The organism is Gardnerella sp. DNF00038, from assembly GCF_049262855.1.
In the GTDB taxonomy this organism is placed as follows: Bacteria; Actinomycetota; Actinomycetes; order Actinomycetales; family Bifidobacteriaceae; genus Bifidobacterium; species Bifidobacterium vaginale.
The window spans coordinates 795871-811319 of the sequence record NZ_CP058407.1 but is presented as its reverse complement, the minus strand read 5'-3'; the positions used below and the strand labels follow the sequence as shown (position 1 = coordinate 811319).

Genomic DNA, 15449 nt, shown 5'->3' with positions numbered 1-15449 from the left:
GGAGAACGTTATAAAGTGACTTTTTACAATTATGCCATTTGAGTAACATCTCTTTTTGCTTGTATAAATTTTATTATCATGTTTTTTGCGTGATAAATAATTACGCAAACTATATAAACAATTGCAGAAAATACAGTTATCATTCCTCCGGAAGATAGACCTAAATAAATACTTGAATAGAGACCTAAAGTTCCAGCTATAATTCCAAGTATTGGAGCAAAAATTACCGTTTGCCATATTGATGAGCTAAGTTTTATAGCTGCGCTTGCAGGTCCTACTATCAGAGAGATAGATAATACTGAACCAACAGCAGGCATCACTATAACGACTGTAACTGTAATCATTATTAGTATGATAAAGTCAGTTTTACGCAAATTATATCCGCTTGCTTGCATACACGTTTCATCGAGGCATGCAAAAATAATTTGTTTACCATATGCAAGTAATGTGATTATGCATGCTATTAATGCTATTGAAGTTACTTGTATATCCAATGAGTTAGCTGTTAATATATTGCCAGAAATAAAACTATTTACTTTTAAAGGTATTGGTTGGAAAAGTTTCAATAGTAAAAAGCCTAGGGCGAATCCTACAGTTAAAAGCACTCCAGACGCTGTATTTGGACCTTGTCCTTTTACTTTGGAGATTACATCTAGCTTCATTACGTGTTGTATACAATGAAGCTTTGCTTTTGAACTCTGAAACTATTGCTCTGTACTCTGAAACTTTAGAGCTTGGAGCATCATATTATTTCTTATTGAGAATAAGAAAGCTTACATCTCAAATAACACTTAAAAAATAGCATACAAAAAGATGGCTCTAACATATCGCTAGAGCCATCTTCTAATAAACAATGCTAGTTACTTAAAACAAGCGTGCTTACTTATTGTTTTCTTCCGTCATTTTCTTCTTAAGAAGAATTGCAAGTCCGGCAATCGAGAAACCAAGTGCTGCAAGCAAGCCTGCAAACGACGCCGATTCACCCGTCTTAGGAATCATGCCAATACGCTTTTCAGGCTGCGGCTTAGGAGTTGGCTGCGGCTTAGGAGTTGGCGTCGGTGTTGGAGTTGGCGTCGGTGTCGGAGTTGGAGCCGGCTTAGGAGCTGGAGCCGGTGTCGGAGTTGGAGCCGGCTTAGGAGTTGGTGCAGAATCTTTCGTGTAAATGGCATACACAGTCATATCACCATTAACTACGCTTTCTCCCGTAAACGTCTCACCCTTACCATTTTCCTTCGTATTCCACTCCTTGAAGGTATAACCGTCCTTCGTTGGATTCTTCGGCATGAACTCATTAGTCAACGCATCAGTATTAATAGCCTTACCAGTTTCCACTTTCACTTTTGCATGAGTCTTATTGCCATCCTTGAAAGTAACTGTTCTTTGAATCCGCTTCCACTGAGCGACGTATGTTACGTTAGCAGTCACCTTATCTGCAACGGTAGGAGTCCAGCCTGTAAAAACATAATCTGTTCTGCTTGGAGCGGTTCCCACAAAAGCAGGAGTAGGCATGTTTACGAGTATATTTTGATGTACCTGGTCATGGAATATTTCAGCTCCATCAACACCGTCGGTATAAGTAACTGTGAAGTGACCTTCCTGATCGTCAGGAGTACCATTGTTGTTCTTGTCGTCCTTCCACTGAGCGACGTATGTTACGTCACGAGTTACCTTATCTGCAACGGTAGGAGTCCAGCCTGTAAAAACATAATCTTTTCTGCTTGGAGCGGTTCCCACAAAAGCAGGAGTATTGGAACCCGAAGCAGCTTTGTAAACCTGATCGGTAAAAATTGCTTCGTTGTCAACGCCATCAGTATAAGTTATCGTGTATTCTCTTACAAAGCTTACTTCTATAGTGTGAGGCGATTTTACAGCCTTGAATTCATATGAACCCGAAGCTGTATGTTCGACGGTCTGTTCTACTCCGTCTATCTTCAGCGAAGCTATTATGTATCCTTCGTTGGCTGTAAAATTGTATTTCTGATTTTCTCCGTATGTGACTTCTGTCTTTCCGGCAGGAGTTATCGATCCGCCTTCACCGGCAGTTGCCGTGATAGTAGGATTAAGGTTTGCATAGACCTTATAAATTCGCTTAATTAATGTTGATTCTCCTATAGTCCCCGTTCTGTTTACGGAAATCACATTTCCCGATGTATAAGGAATGCTCTTGTTGTTGTGATCTTTCGAAAATGAATAGAAAATACCTTTGTAGTTTCCGTAGTCCTTGTCTTTTAAAAACTGCTCGTACGTCCAATTCTTAAAAACCCAACTTTCTTTTGCAGCGGCAGTGTACTCCCTTACGCCTGTAAGCTGAGGGTCAACTCCACCCGAATTTTTGTGAGTGATAGTTATCGCGGCTGCAGGCGAGCCGTTATCGTCTTTTACAGAATAAACATGCAGCTCTGCGTCTTTTATATACGGTTCCTGCATGTCTATTTCCGTATATTTGTCGGCTTGCTTAGATGCTACCGCATCGCCACCAGCAAATGCCTGCGTAGTTCCAGCTACTACGCCAAATGCTACTAATGTTGCCAGCAGTAGCCCCATTGTCTTTTTTGCTAACAATTTCATCTTATTCACATTTCCTTATTAATCTAAAAATGTTCTTTTTATTACTTTGAAAAAACTGCATAAAAATAGGCAGAAACACATAACTATCCATCAGGTATATAATTCTGCAAATTAAAAAATTCTACGTGAAAATAGACAGAGTTATGCTGTCTGTCTGTCAAGGATTTTGTCAGTCTTTTCATGGCTTGCAAACCTTTTATGCTAAATTTATTTGACGTTATTCACAAGCCTTCATTTTTTTGTAAAGTACTCCAAGACCAGCTAAAGATAATCCCAATGCAGAAAGAAATGCGCCAAGAGAGCCGGATTCACCAGTCTTAGGTAACACCTGAATTGATAGTTTGTCTACCATCACTATCGTATTTCCTGTTACAGCTATACCTTTCACTATTGCTTTTCCATTTTTTACTTCAAATGTTATTGCTGTCGCTACTTGATATTTAGCTGGTGCAGATGTTTCTGTGAATGTGTACTTACCGTCTTTTAATTCAAACTCTGTTACCGTTCCATCTGTTACCCATTTTTTGACTAAGCTTCCATCTGCTTTTGTCAATTGGATAGTTGCGCCCTTAAGATCTTCTCCATTCTCTGTTAATGCTTTCTTAGAAAACTTAACTTTTGTTGGTGTTGGAACTTCTTTCAACTTCGCGCTAATTAAATTTTGCATCTTTGGGTTTTTTGATTTATAAATAAAAACTTCCATTGTGCTATTAATCTCATCATCATGAGAAGAATCCTCAGCAAAAGTTCTTAAGTCTTGTTTTTGCTTGTTCAATTCTGGGTTTTGACTATAATGTGTATCATAAATTTTAGTTTTATTGTCTTGCTGATAGTAATATTCATTTTGTAAGACTGTATAATTAAGTTCCGGATGTTTTAATTTATAAAATAGCATCCTTTTGATTTTCTGAAAATCTCCTTTTCCACCGTTACTGGCATACGTATCTTTCGTAGCATTTTCGTTTTTTGAATATTCCCCTGTGGCTTCACCGGGTTTTCCTGGAGATTGTTTATGATGATCCATACATAAGGACCATTCTGAATCTGTTGTTCCATTTTCACTTATAACTTTTCTATGCTGACTAGCATCATACGCCTGATAAGTCTTATCAGTTTCACTTGCACTTGCACTTGCACTCACATTTAATGGAGCCATGCTTATAAGCATGACCACCGCCAGTAATAGGATCATCCATTTTTTTATTATTCTTGCTGTCATATTTATTCACCCCGCATTTTCATGTTGATGGCAACTAAAGTAGGGTTTAATTTACACAGTGGCTTTTTGTCAGCAAGCGTAGTAAAATCAAGGAAAAGGTAGGGTTGATTTGCAATATTTATTTGTAAATTAATTCCTAGATTTATTTACAAATTTTTTCAATTTTTCTTGCATGTAGCCACTTAGAAAAGGTAGTATGCGAAACAGAAAGCATTTCTGCACCCTCACGCAAATTTACCTGTCCACGCTGCCACCTAGCCGCCACAGCATAAAAATCATCAGGAACCTCAATCTTTGACCTACCAAACACCACACCTCTTTGTCTGGCAACACGAATCCCTTCCATCTGTCTTTGATGAATATTTTCTCGCTCAACTTGAGCAACATACGATAAAATCTGCAATACAAGATCGGCAATAAACTTACCTGTTACACCATTTACATGTTTTCTCGTATCCAGCAAAGGACAATCCAACACTACAATATTTGCTTCTTTTTCTTTCGTGATTTTGTTCCACTGCTCAATAATCTCATCATAGTTTCTACCTAAACGGTCAATCGACTTCACAAACAACTCATCACCAGATCTCAAACGTCTAAACAATCTCAAATAATTTCTACGGTTGAAATCCTTCCCTGATGCCTTGTCAACATAAATACAGCCTTTTCTAATGCCATTGTCTTCCAAGGCCTTAAACTGTCTGTCTACACACTGATCCTTTGTAGACACCCTCGCATACCCATAGCGCATACTTATTATCTACTCCTTTTTTGAACACCATTATTTCAAAAAAGAAAAGAATAATTCAGCATGAAGAATTATAAAACCCCACTTCACAGCCTGGGTGCAAAGTGGGTGCACTTTTTAACGTTAACATCCTGTGCACTCGACCCTAGAGCGTTGATATGTTTCCTCATACAGCAAAATCGCACTCAAAAATCACGAGAACACAGCCTAAAGCCGCCACGCATTAAACCTTTTAACGATAGACCCTGCAAACCCCTGCTACACAAAGCCTTCAATGCACCCACCTAATCAGCCTTTGACATCAATACAACACTCTCGACGTGGATGGAGGGAACTCCTAGTACGTCAGTTCTTTTTCGAGTGCACACTATGGATAGTGGGTGCACTTTTTAACGATAGAAGCGAGCTATCGTTAAAAAGTTTGAGATGGATTATCTCACTAAAATAAATATATTGCTTTCGCTCGCTTTCAATTGCTTGCTATCATTTGTAAAATGCAGGCAGAAAGGAGTGTGAATATCATGGCAAATACCAATGTTGTATATGCGCGAATCGACACCACACTTAAAGAAAATGCTGAAAGCATCTTGAATCAGCTGGGAATAACTCCCTCTTCAGCAATCCAAATGCTGTATTTAAAAAAGGATGTAACAAATCCTTACATCCTTTCTAAAATTATTCTTTATTAACTTAATATTCTAATTGGGTAGATATCTATAGTAATATGTGTTTACGGTTTTACATACTTCAACTTCTATCCTACTTATTTATTTCCAACTACACTGTTTGCTTAATCCTCTAATCTTTTGCTCACATAAAATATTCTGTGCTGTATTTTGGTATAAGTTCTATATGGTATATACAATTCCTACCTTGTATCAAGTATTACATACATATTTTCTACAATATAAAAGAGTAAGGGATTCTTACTCTTTTATACTACTATTTAATTTTAAATAATTTATCAGTTTGTGATAATTCCACAATAATATTCGCTTTACTCAATAGGTCTGCAGGCAACTTATCTTTCAATATTGAAATTACTAATTGAATGTCTTTTTTTATAACAAAATCCGAAACTTTCACCAATTGATTATCATGCATCAATTCTTTTTTATCATTTAATAAAAAATGCAAAGAGGATATTCCTTCCTCATCAGCAAACATTATATATGCCAAATCAAAACATAGAATTTCTCCTTGTTTTTTGCCTGAACTCATATTTGAGTTAAATGTGCTAAACTTATATACTGGCTTGTTTGTCTTTTTATTATTAATAATCTCATATGTCAGAGCATATTTTTCTCCATATAACTCATATGATACCGAAGAAAAATATCTATTAAATTTCATTATTTGCTTCTTAAGTTTTTCTTGAAAATCAGAAGAATATAAATATTGATCAATGTTTTTAAGTTCATTCTCTGTTGTTTCGAGAATTGAATCTACCTCGTTTATTTGTGAAATTGTATTTTCATACTCACCTTTTAATCTATATTTTTCATTTATTTCAGAAATAATATTTTCCAAATCATTAAAAGAATCACTCTTGGAAATTTTTATAGATAATATTTTTTCATCTCTTAACAATCCTTTTAAAGTTCTCTTCTCATTTTTAATTCTATCATTTAATACAGGTAATTCTTTTGTTATAAATGAAACCTTCTCCACTATCATTTTATTGTGATATACGACTAAATCTTCAAATGTTTTATGCAAATTAGGGATATATTCTTTTGATTTAATATACAACAATCTTAATTGATCTAAATCAATTTTAGACACATCTTTTTCCATCTCATTTTTTGCTTCAATGATCATGTCTCTTCTTATTTCTAGTTTAGTAATAAGTGAACTTAACCTATTTATTTTATATTTTATTTCATTTAGTTTATTTAAATCCTCTTCAAAATTTTCATTTATATTTAATAAAGATTTTTTGTTATTTAACTCAACTATTTCATCTTCAATTATAGATAATGCAACCTCATATGAATTTTTCTTTTGTTTTTTTTCAAGCCTTTCTTTATATGCATTTTCCTGCTTTATCTTATTAGTAAGTGCTTGTTTTTTGGCTCCACTATCAAATCCACATCCTAAAAGATATAAATATAGAGTTTCATATTCAACATCAGTAGTATAAGAATTTAATGTTTTTAATGTCTTATTAATACTATTGTCCTTATATCTAATGTTATGAGATATAATTTGCTTAAAAGAAGGTTTTTCTTTTTTATGTTCTGGAAATATTTTTGCTAATAGTTCGTTTTCAAAATCTTTTTTCAATATTGATTTACCATTTATTTTCCTTATAGCATTTTCCCCTGATAAAAAATTACGCTCGATAACTAATCGTTCTTTTTCTTGCATGTTAAATCCATTTATAAGGGTTAATGTTACTAACACTTCCTGATTTATTAAAAAACTTTTAATCTCTTCATATACTTTATTTTTATTTTCTTCATCTGTGTAAATATCCTTACCTTCTCCTCCCAGGCAAAAATAAATTAATTTTAAAACTGTTGTTTTACCTACATTATTCCCTGTTGATTTTAAGTCATCTGTTAAAGGGGTGTCATCAATTATTAAATTCATACCTGTATGAAATTTCATCTCTCGAATCGTTTCATATTTAGTAGAAATTTTCAGTTTTTCTATAAACATTTTCTTACTACCCCCTTCTCACTTATTTGAGCTAATTGTATTAAATATAACCAGTCAAGACTCAATACGAACACGGAAAATGACATGTTATTTGACTTTTTTACATTATAGTATAATTCTAAAAGCATTTGTTCTGTTTTCTTTTCAAGCTCTGTTAAAATAACATAACCATTATAATAAATACTAAGTTCAGGATGAATATTATCTGGTAATAACATGGTTATATCCCTCCGGATTATTAAATATTTTACATCTAATAAAAGCATCTACAACCAGTATATCCGTACATAATTGTAGTTCTTCCATCGGTATTTCTATATAATTACTACTTCCAATTATAACTTTCATAACACAATTAATTATTTCATAAAAAATATCTGTAGGAGTATGATTTAATCTATTTAATTCTATATACTGCCTTCTAATTTCCTGTAATACAGAAAAACTTTTATTTTTACCTTCTCTATCAAACTCACTGTATATTTCATCAAGCCTGTGATAAAAAATTTTATACTCATCAATTATCTCTTTAGCATATTCTAAATCATTAAATAAAATTTTATCTTCTATAGCAAAAGAGTTGATTTCTGGAGAATCAGCATTAATATCAAGTGTCTCCTCTGCTAAAATGTTAATAACTTTGGCTAAATTTGACTCAATTTTAACGCAATCAACGTCCTGCCCTAACTCAGCTTTTATTAAATCATATAAACACCTTTGCTTAGAAACTGTTTGATTTAAAGTTTTTTTAAGAAGTAACCCAACATCCCATATATCTTGTTTTGGATTAAATTGCATACTATATGGATTCTTAAAAGTTTTATTTTTTAAAGAAGAAGGTGCATTCTTAGAAATAGACATAAACTTGTATTTATAATCTTTATATTTAGCATATACATTTTTGCTTAGAGAATTTTCAATTTTTATTTTTGTACAGGTTGAAGAAACTTGCACGACAATTTTATTTTTATGATCTATTAAATCTATACCATCTATATTTTGATATGAGAAATTTAAATTTTCTAATTCTAAATCAAAAATAATATTACACAAATTGGCGAAAAAATTTTCCGAATGAATATTAAGTTCCAAAAGGTTTAGTTTACTTCTTACTTCTATTCTATATGCTAACGTATTTAATTTTTCTTCTATGTAATTAAAATAATTTGTCCTTTTCACTTAATACCATCCTCTTTCTTACTATTTATTCCTTAAATAATAAATATGGTTCTATCTCCAAAGCATCTGCTATTTTCTGTACATTATCCAAAGCAATGCTTCTTTTTTTACACTCTAATGCACTTATATATGTTCTATGCAATCCGGATTTTTCAGCAAAAGCTTCTTGTGATAAACCCATTTCATTTCGATATTTTTTAACATTTTTAGAAAAAACTTCTATGATATCCATTATGCACCACCTCTATTCTTTTGATATTTTATCATTGTTGAATACAATTAGTCAACACACAATAAATAACATGTTCTTACATAAGCAATCAAATTTTAAAATACTATGGTTCCTAATTTTCTCTTCAATCTCTTATTTCTTAATTTCTATATAGTTACATAATCAAGAAAATTATATAATTTAAATCTATAATGCTTAAATAATTTCATTAGCCTTTTTTATTAAATTATTTTAATACAATTCTGATAGTTCTTATTTATCAAGTCTTTTTTCATCATTAAATATAAACATAAAGTCCTGATCCAACCTTGGGTATTCAAATTGCAAAAAGAGCGGCCTTTTAAGCTACTCTTGTAGAAAGTATAAAATGGGTTTTATCTTATTATATTTTTCTTTATGTCTCCTTATACCAGTTGCAAAACTATTCTTACGTCCATGTAGTGTTTTTGAGTCTTTTTGACGTATCCTTCTTCATCTTTTTCAAAGACAAAATGCTTATAAAACTGCTTAAAATGCAGGATTTCTAAATTTATATCTTTTGTATCAACGCTATAGTTTCCACGTGGATTGAGAGAACTCCTAGTATAGCTACACTTTTTTGAGTGCACACTATGGATAGTGGGTGCACTTTTTAACGATAGAAAAAGCTATCGTTAAAAGGTTTAAGATTGGCTTAATAGCTTGATTTTTGAGCATAAAAACAAAAAACAGCCTAGAGATGATTCCCCTAGGCTGACTTTTGTAACATTTCAAATGCTAAAAGTACTTTGGCTTTTATGATGCTCTTTCAATATCCACACTAATCTCTGATTTAAAAGTTACGCTGAACTTGTCCTCGTAAACTTTTATTTTCTTGATGTACTTTCTTACCAGCTTCTCGTCATACTCACTAATATCGTGACGCTCACTTTTCAGAAAATCTTCCATTTCTCTGGTTCGTCTTTTAGCATCTTCTTGACCTGCTTTTTCTATAAGAAGCTGCTGTTTCTTACCTTTCAGCTCATCAATCTCGTTGGCAGTTTTCGTATAGTCTTTTTTAGCTTTAAGCAAGGTTAATAGTATCGCTTGTTTATCTGCAATTCTTTTATCAACCGTTTCAATCTCGTTTAAGTTATTGCCCGCGATAATTTCTCTAATATTATTCTTCAACATGTCTAATACTTCATCCGATATACTAAACACCTTGTTTATGGCTTTCACTATGGCAGACTGCAGCTCTTCCTCTTTTACTGTCGGAGCATCGCAAGCACTAGGACCATTTTCCCATCTGGTACAACAACGCCAGACAACAGAATGCACTCCTCGGTTGTTCCAAGCAATTCTTCTGTAAACATCCCCGCATTTAGCACAAACACATAGGCTGGATAAAGCGTACTTGCTGGAATAAACTCTCCTTTTTTTGTTCTCCTCACCGCTAAACATGTTGGCTCGTCTTACCATTTCTTCTTGAACTTTAAAGAAAATATCTCTTGGAATAATAGACGCGTGGCTATCTTTTACATAATATTGAGGCTCTTTTCCATCATTTTTTATACGAACATGGTTAATAAAATCTGTCGTGATGGTTTTTTGTAAAAGAGCATCACCAATATATTTTTCGTTTTGCAAAATGGTTTTAATATTAGACAAGTGCCATTTTAAATGCCCGGCACCGTTTTTAATGCCGTCTTTTTCAAGGCCCTCCGCTATGTCTCTAAGGCTTGCTCCTTCTAAATATTCTCTATAAATTCTTCTTACTACTTTTGCTTCCTGTTCAAGAATTACAAGTTACTTGAAGATTATGATAAAAAGAATTGGTTTGATTGTGAAGATTTTTTGAAAAATAGGGATAAAGCTAAATTAACTTCAAAATCTAATGTATTAAAAATAAAAATATAAAAAAACTAATTATAGGATTGAATATAGCAATAAACGATAGATAATAAAAATCTATCGTCTTTTTAGTTTAAGAAATTACAAAAAGCAAAGTACGCTTTACAAAAAAAGCAAAGCGAGCTATACTTTATATGTAAAGTTAGCTTGCTGTTGAAGGAGGAAAATGAAAAATACAATTTTTCGATTAAGAAAACAGCATAAAATAACTCAAGAAGAATTGGCAAATAAAGTTGGAGTTACAAGGCAGACCATAACTTCCATTGAAACTGGAAAATATATAGCGTCACTGCCGTTGGCTTTTAAAATTGCTAAGTTTTTTGATATGAGTATTGAAGAAATATTTAGTATAGAAGAGGATGATTAATATGAACAAATTAGAAAAATATAAAAAAGAAATAGGATTTAGAATTAGTATTTTAGTCTTATTATGTATGGTTGCCTTACTCGCAGTTATTATTGGAAATTTTTACTTAAAATATAAATTCCCATTAAAAGAAGATGTGACATATTATGTAGCAGTATTTTTTATTGGACTTGAACTTGTATCTGTATTCTACATGTCAATGCTTGGTAGAGCATATAGAAATAGAGATATATTGGAGAAGATGCATACTAAAGAAACAGATGAAAGAATGATATTAATAAAGATGAAGTCAGGATCAAATATAATACCTATATTTTCAATGGCTATTGTAACTGTTTCTTTATTTGTAGCATATGTAAGTTATGAAGCCTTTTTAGCGTTAATAATAGTTGCATTTGTGCAAATAATATTTTCTAAATTATTAAAAGTATATTGGTCAAAAAAGATTTAAAAATATCATAGTAAAGGTATTAGACGATAGACAGTTAAAACTCTATCGTCTTTTTTATACTCAAAATTAGGATGTAAAAATGGTAAGGATAAGAAGCCACACTTAAAACAATTTAACATATAAGACTTTTAGCGATTGAAATATAAGTTCAGTCGCTTTTTTAATTGAAATTTATAGATTAAGGAGAAGAAATTAATGGATAGAGAAATGATAATTTAGCTGCCTAATCTTCGATTGTCGCTTGCCCGTTCATGAGCATAGGTAAAAGCCAATCACGGAGAGCTATCAAAGCTCTATTTTCACGTTGATTATACGATATAGTCGTATAAGCAGGCATATCCAATGCTATTAAACACCTTAAGTTCAATCTCATTTGGAATATAAATGGGTCGATTATTAACTAGTGGTTTATCACAAGAAAGTACAGCATCACCACTAATGAAAAATGGGTATTCTCCATTGAGATCTTTAGCTGCTCCGACTTTAATGGTAGATTTCTTCTCTTCACTGATAATGTCACCAAGCTTTCCGTTTGACTCTCTACGAAAGAATTCGTCACACAACTTCGCCGGTAACGAAAGGTGGGTTATTCACAATCTAGTAAAAAGATTTGAATTAAGCCAGGTAGCAACGCCATTATTGTTGTTGGAATCACAAACCTCGTCCGCAATCGCAAGCAACCGAGGATTACTATTCGATACCGCTACACCGTATCCCCCTGCGCGGAACATGTCTATATCTATAATATCGTCTCCAAAAACGACTGTGCGACTAGGCTTCACACCCAAACGATTGCAAATAACGTTCAAAGCATGCCCCTTGTTTGCAAGAGGATTCGTAAGCATCCACAAAACATCTTCGCTAATGTGTAGCGAAAAATCGGTTGGAAGAATGCTCTGAAGTTTTTCCTTCTCACTCTCTCGAGGAACAATAATAATCTTGTCTGCAATGCCACTTGGAACATTAGAAAAATCGGTAATAACAAAATCCTGCTCGTTCCAAAGCATACGAACATCAAAATTAGTGTAACGAACATCGTTCATAACAACGCCAATGCGAAGCGTAGGAATCTCATTAAGCAAGCGCAAACACACACTACAAGCATGTTGAGAATCAAATCCAAAACGCGTAAGAGTATCAAGGCTTCTTTGCGAAGTAAGCTCACCTATCGTGCTGTGAGCACAGTCAAAATCAATAAGAGCACCATTAAGGTACGCGCAAACTTGAGCATTCAAATCGTGAATAAAATCAAAAGCACTTCCAACAGGTCGAGCAGTAATAATCGCAAGCGGAATTCCACATTCACTCAAACGCTTAGAAGCGCTAACAGTTTCTTGGCTTAAATATCTGCTTTCAAAAGCATTAGCATCATGAAGCATAGTGCCATCAAGATCTGCTACCACAAGAGAAGGAGAAAAATGAAGCATAACAATAACCTAATGTATTTTAATTAGTCTAACATCTTCTAACATCTTAAAAAGCATAGCAAAATGTACACCTGCTCTGCTTATAAAATAAAAAGCGCATAACCTAATCGATTACGCGCTTAAAAGAATACTTAGATAAGTGAGAACTTAGTCATAAGATTCAAGGCAACAATAACAGCCACCCAAATCAACGCTATAATAACAGTCCAACGATTCAAGTTCTTTTCTGCAACACCAGAGCTACCAGCGTTCTTCGTTAAACCGCCGCCGAACATGTCGGAAAGACCGCCGCCCTTGCCCTTGTGCATCAAAATCAACAATGTCAACAAAATGCTGGTCAGCACAAGCAACACTTGCAAAACAATTTTCACAGCGGACACAAGTAACCTCCTGTTTTAGAGTACTTTGTAAAGCATAGTAAAAGCCATTGACCTATGTATTAAATTCGATTTTTGTAAGACGACAATTGAACAATAGTAGCCAATTCCTCAATGTCTAAAGAAGCTCCACCAATAAGAAATCCATCAACGTCTGGCTCACAAATAAGACTTGCTGCATTAGAAGACGTTACAGAGCCGCCATAAAGTATTCTAACTTTTTGTGATACAGTATCCCCGAAAGTTTCCTGCAAATCATCCCTAATAGCCTTAGCAGCATCTTGAGCAGACTGTGCTGTAGCTACCATTCCAGTTCCAATAGCCCAAACTGGTTCGTATGCAATAATCAAACGCTCTGCCTGCTTAGAATCCAAATCGCGAGTAACGTCATGAACCTGTCCAACTGCAAAATCAAGCTCTATACCCTGCTTGCGCTCTTCAAAACTTTCACCAACGCAAAGAATAGGTTGCATTCCAGCAGCAAGCACAGCTCGCACTTGGTCAACAATATTCGCATCATCTTCTGGATGATACTTACGTCGCTCAGAATGACCTACAATCACCATTGAGCAGCCCAAGCTTGCAAGCATATCTGCAGAAACATCTCCAGTAAACGCGCCTTGAGCTGTAACGGAAACTGCTTGCGCGCCATAAAGAATAGGAAGATTATCAGACTCGACTAATACTTGCACGCTTCTTAAGGACGTAAACGATGGCATAAGAGCAATATCGCATTTTTTACAATCGAAGTGAGAATCACATAGACGCCACCAGAATTTTTGAATAAAATGAGTGGCTTCGAGGTGATTAAAATTCATCTTCCAATTGCCTGCAACTAGCGGTTTCCTATTGACAACCATAATCACCCTTAAGAATTAGTTATAAAGATAAAATTAACATTATGCCGACCCCGATCTACAAAAAGAATTTATAAAATCGAAGTCGGCACAATATTTTAAAGTCACTTACTCAAGCACGCTCAAACCTGGAAGCGTCTTACCTTCCAAGAACTCGAGTGAAGCGCCACCACCAGTGGATATGTGAGAGAAGCCATCTTCTGGGAATCCAAGATTACGAACTGCAGAAGCGGAATCTCCACCACCGACAATAGTGAAAGTGCCGTTCTTCGTTGCATCAACCAAACCCTGAGCTACAGCGCGAGTACCAGCAGCAAACTCTGCAACTTCGAACACGCCCATTGGTCCATTCCAAACAACAGTCTTGGAATCAACAATCTTGTCGTGGAAAAGCTTTTGAGAATCAGGGCCAATATCCAAGCCCATCTTGTCTGCTGGAATAGCATCCGCTGGAACAACTTCTGGAGCAACAGGAGTATCGCCTGCTGGGAAGCCAGCGTTCACAACAATATCGGTTGGAAGAACAACCTCAACGCCATTCTTCTTAGCAGTTTCGATATATCCCTTAACTTTCTCTAGCTGATCCTCTTCAAGCAAAGAAGTACCAACTTCATGACCCAAAGCCTTAAGGAATGTGAACACCATTCCGCCACCAATAACAAGACGGTCAGCCTTAGAAAGCAAGTTTTCAATAACGCCAAGCTTGTCGGAAACCTTAGATCCACCAAGCACAACAGTCAAAGGACGCTCTGGATTTTCGGTTGCGCGAGAAAGTGCCTTAACTTCCTTCTCAACAAGCAAGCCAGCAGCAGCTGGAAGATCGGCAGCAACATCGTAATTTGAACCCTGGGCGCGGTGTACAACACCGAAACCGTCGGAAACAAAAACTTCTCCAAGAGCAGCAATCTTCTTAGCGTATTCAGCGCGTTCGGACGCATCCTTACTGGTTTCTTCAGCGTTGAAACGAACGTTTTCAAGCAACACAACGTCGCCATTATTCATGGCAGCTACCTTAGCCTGAGCATCTTCACCATAAGTATCTGCAGCCAAAACAACATTAACACCAAGAAGTTCACCTAAGCGAGCCGCTACTGGAGCCAAAGAGAGCTCTGGAACAACCTGACCCTTTGGACGTCCAAGATGGGCCATTAAAATAACCTTGGCACCCTGCTCACGCAAAGCTTTAATCGTTGGTAAAGCAGCCTTGATTCGACCATCGTCTGTGATAGTCGTGCCCTTGAGAGGAACATTAAAATCAGCACGAACGAGTACGCGCTTGCCGCTCAAATCTCCCAAATCTTTAAGTGTCTTCATTGGTATCCTTTCCAAAACATGATTCAACCAATCATGATGGCGAATTTAACAAGAAAAAAGACGAAAGCAAAGCTAAAACGTCTATAAATTCCATGAGCAATTATATCGCATGTGCGCAACAAGCACGCCCAAAATTAGATAATAAAAAACTACAAAAAATGCCGCATACTCAAA

At 35.0% G+C, this 15449-nt stretch carries 15 protein-coding genes and 1 pseudogene; 3 read left to right on the top strand and 13 right to left on the bottom strand.

The annotated features are described in order from the left end of the window. Positions 1–29: 29 nt before the first annotated feature. The 4 genes from HXT19_RS03120 to HXT19_RS03105 all read right to left on the bottom strand — a co-directional run bounded on the left by HXT19_RS03120 (position 30) and on the right by HXT19_RS03105 (position 4538). Positions 30–662 carry a metal ABC transporter permease gene (locus tag HXT19_RS03120; protein ID WP_004128556.1) on the bottom strand — a complete coding sequence of 211 codons (633 nt, stop codon included), beginning with the start codon at positions 660–662 and terminating at the stop codon, positions 30–32. 217 nt (positions 663–879) lie between these two features. Continuing rightward, positions 880–2568: an InlB B-repeat-containing protein gene (locus HXT19_RS03115; RefSeq protein ID WP_422119752.1), complete on the bottom strand. Its 1689-nt coding sequence runs from the start codon at positions 2566–2568 to the stop codon at positions 880–882. Between the two features lie 217 nt (positions 2569–2785). Then, positions 2786–3787 (bottom strand): SpaA isopeptide-forming pilin-related protein, encoded by a 1002-nt coding sequence (locus tag HXT19_RS03110; protein ID WP_422119749.1) that lies wholly within the window; start codon positions 3785–3787, stop codon positions 2786–2788. Positions 3788–3929: 142 nt separating this feature from the next. Then, a complete protein-coding gene (locus tag HXT19_RS03105) occupies positions 3930–4538 on the bottom strand; it encodes a recombinase family protein (protein WP_101887810.1) in 609 nt (202 codons plus the stop codon). A 518-nt stretch (positions 4539–5056) separates the two neighbouring features. On the opposite strand from HXT19_RS03105, the pseudogene HXT19_RS03100 reads away from it, so the two are divergent. Further along, positions 5057–5170, top strand: a pseudogene (locus tag HXT19_RS03100) (type II toxin-antitoxin system RelB/DinJ family antitoxin); the annotation flags it as partial. A gap of 307 nt (positions 5171–5477) precedes the next feature. Here the strand turns inward: HXT19_RS03100 and HXT19_RS03095 are convergent. The 5 genes from HXT19_RS03095 to HXT19_RS03075 all read right to left on the bottom strand — a co-directional run bounded on the left by HXT19_RS03095 (position 5478) and on the right by HXT19_RS03075 (position 10338). Then, positions 5478–7199: a DUF2326 domain-containing protein gene (locus HXT19_RS03095; protein WP_101887812.1), complete on the bottom strand. Its 1722-nt coding sequence runs from the start codon at positions 7197–7199 to the stop codon at positions 5478–5480. Next, positions 7190–7417, bottom strand: a complete 228-nt coding sequence (locus HXT19_RS03090) for an ABC-three component system middle component 6 (protein ID WP_036747199.1) — start codon at positions 7415–7417, stop codon at positions 7190–7192. Before HXT19_RS03090 ends, HXT19_RS03095 begins: the two co-directional genes overlap by 10 nt. Further along, positions 7401–8378 carry an ABC-three component system protein gene (locus HXT19_RS03085; RefSeq protein ID WP_101887813.1) on the bottom strand — a complete coding sequence of 326 codons (978 nt, stop codon included), beginning with the start codon at positions 8376–8378 and terminating at the stop codon, positions 7401–7403. The genes HXT19_RS03090 and HXT19_RS03085 overlap by 17 nt, the downstream gene beginning before the upstream one ends. 25 nt (positions 8379–8403) lie before the next feature. Next, on the bottom strand, positions 8404–8610 hold the full coding sequence (locus tag HXT19_RS03080) for a helix-turn-helix domain-containing protein (RefSeq protein ID WP_101887814.1): 207 nt from the start codon (positions 8608–8610) through the stop codon (positions 8404–8406). A 774-nt stretch (positions 8611–9384) separates the two neighbouring features. Next, on the bottom strand, positions 9385–10338 hold the full coding sequence (locus tag HXT19_RS03075; RefSeq protein ID WP_246943416.1) for a recombinase family protein: 954 nt from the start codon (positions 10336–10338) through the stop codon (positions 9385–9387). A gap of 310 nt (positions 10339–10648) precedes the next feature. Here HXT19_RS03075 and HXT19_RS03070 point away from each other — a divergent pair, with 310 nt between their 5' ends. Together HXT19_RS03070 and HXT19_RS03065 are read left to right on the top strand one after the other, a co-directional pair. After that, positions 10649–10849: a helix-turn-helix transcriptional regulator gene (locus tag HXT19_RS03070; protein ID WP_004133084.1), complete on the top strand. Its 201-nt coding sequence runs from the start codon at positions 10649–10651 to the stop codon at positions 10847–10849. A gap of 1 nt (position 10850) precedes the next feature. Next, a complete protein-coding gene (locus HXT19_RS03065) occupies positions 10851–11300 on the top strand; it encodes a hypothetical protein (RefSeq protein ID WP_004111746.1) in 450 nt (149 codons plus the stop codon). A 590-nt stretch (positions 11301–11890) separates the two neighbouring features. Here the strand turns inward: HXT19_RS03065 and HXT19_RS03060 are convergent. The 4 genes from HXT19_RS03060 to HXT19_RS03045 form a co-directional block, all read right to left on the bottom strand. Further along, positions 11891–12727 carry an HAD hydrolase family protein gene (locus HXT19_RS03060; protein ID WP_246943274.1) on the bottom strand — a complete coding sequence of 279 codons (837 nt, stop codon included), beginning with the start codon at positions 12725–12727 and terminating at the stop codon, positions 11891–11893. A gap of 131 nt (positions 12728–12858) precedes the next feature. Beyond that, positions 12859–13107, bottom strand: a complete 249-nt coding sequence (gene secG / locus HXT19_RS03055) for a preprotein translocase subunit SecG (RefSeq protein ID WP_004115170.1) — start codon at positions 13105–13107, stop codon at positions 12859–12861. A 59-nt stretch (positions 13108–13166) separates the two neighbouring features. Then, positions 13167–13964, bottom strand: coding sequence for a triose-phosphate isomerase (gene tpiA, locus HXT19_RS03050; RefSeq protein WP_004111753.1), 798 nt, complete (start codon positions 13962–13964; stop codon positions 13167–13169). 105 nt (positions 13965–14069) lie between these two features. Continuing rightward, positions 14070–15275: a phosphoglycerate kinase gene (locus HXT19_RS03045; protein ID WP_014554603.1), complete on the bottom strand. Its 1206-nt coding sequence runs from the start codon at positions 15273–15275 to the stop codon at positions 14070–14072. Between the last annotated feature and the right edge of the window lie 174 nt (positions 15276–15449).

Bases quoted from the DNA above. Each gene is read 5' to 3' on its own strand.
- HXT19_RS03120 (WP_004128556.1), bottom strand. From the start codon at position 662: ATGAAGCTAGATGTAATCTCCAAAGTAAAAGGACAAGGTCCAAATACA.
- HXT19_RS03115 (WP_422119752.1), bottom strand. From the start codon at position 2,568: ATGAAATTGTTAGCAAAAAAGACAATGGGGCTACTGCTGGCAACATTA.
- HXT19_RS03110 (WP_422119749.1), bottom strand. From the start codon at position 3,787: ATGACAGCAAGAATAATAAAAAAATGGATGATCCTATTACTGGCGGTG.
- HXT19_RS03105 (WP_101887810.1), bottom strand. From the start codon at position 4,538: ATGCGCTATGGGTATGCGAGGGTGTCTACAAAGGATCAGTGTGTAGAC.
- HXT19_RS03095 (WP_101887812.1), bottom strand. From the start codon at position 7,199: ATGTTTATAGAAAAACTGAAAATTTCTACTAAATATGAAACGATTCGA.
- HXT19_RS03090 (WP_036747199.1), bottom strand. From the start codon at position 7,417: ATGTTATTACCAGATAATATTCATCCTGAACTTAGTATTTATTATAAT.
- HXT19_RS03080 (WP_101887814.1), bottom strand. From the start codon at position 8,610: ATGGATATCATAGAAGTTTTTTCTAAAAATGTTAAAAAATATCGAAAT.
- HXT19_RS03070 (WP_004133084.1), top strand. From the start codon at position 10,649: ATGAAAAATACAATTTTTCGATTAAGAAAACAGCATAAAATAACTCAA.
- HXT19_RS03065 (WP_004111746.1), top strand. From the start codon at position 10,851: ATGAACAAATTAGAAAAATATAAAAAAGAAATAGGATTTAGAATTAGT.
- HXT19_RS03060 (WP_246943274.1), bottom strand. From the start codon at position 12,727: ATGCTTCATTTTTCTCCTTCTCTTGTGGTAGCAGATCTTGATGGCACT.
- tpiA (WP_004111753.1), bottom strand. From the start codon at position 13,964: ATGGTTGTCAATAGGAAACCGCTAGTTGCAGGCAATTGGAAGATGAAT.
- HXT19_RS03045 (WP_014554603.1), bottom strand. From the start codon at position 15,275: ATGAAGACACTTAAAGATTTGGGAGATTTGAGCGGCAAGCGCGTACTC.